Here is a 523-nt window from a genome sequence, read left to right as displayed (position 1 = left end):
ACCGACCGCTGCTGGTCGGCGCCCGCAGCGTGCACGTGGGGATCAAGCCCAACGACGACCCGGCCAAGGAGATCACCGACCGCAACGCCACCGGCCGGCTGCTCGAATGGCTCGTCTTCGACGCGCTGGGGTGCACCCCGGCCGCGGACCCCCTGCTGGTCCCCTCGCCCACCCCCGACAGCCCGCAGGAGCGCCGGGTGACCCCGGCCCGTCGCGGTGCGCTCTCGGCCCTGGAGGCGCTGGGGGTGACCGCCGACGAGATCGCCGCCCGCTTCGGCCGGCCCGTGCAGCACGTGGCCACGACGCGGCTGACCGCGCTGGTGCGGGCGGTGATCACGGCCCGGCACGTCGGCGGCACCGAAGACGTCACCAGGGCGCGCGGCGGCGTCGCCTAGCTGTAGTGACCACGGACGTTGTTGACGGCGTAGGAGGCTGAGCGAACAAGGAGACCTCCGAGCGAAGGTGTGGGTGCTGACGCCTCACCGACCGCCCGGAGGTCTCGTTGTCCCACGCTAATGCCCGT

At 73.2% G+C, this 523-nt stretch carries 1 protein-coding gene; it reads left to right on the top strand.

Going from position 1 to position 523, the window contains the following annotated elements:
* Positions 1-395: hypothetical protein (locus ACI78S_RS25105; RefSeq protein ID WP_456977711.1), on the top strand; the 395-nt coding region annotated here is incomplete at its 5' end.
* Positions 396-523 lie beyond the last annotated feature (128 nt).

The organism is Geodermatophilus sp. SYSU D00815 (assembly GCF_054050035.1).
Note: the sequence above shows the minus strand (reverse complement) of the source record. Positions and strands in the feature narration are given on the sequence as shown.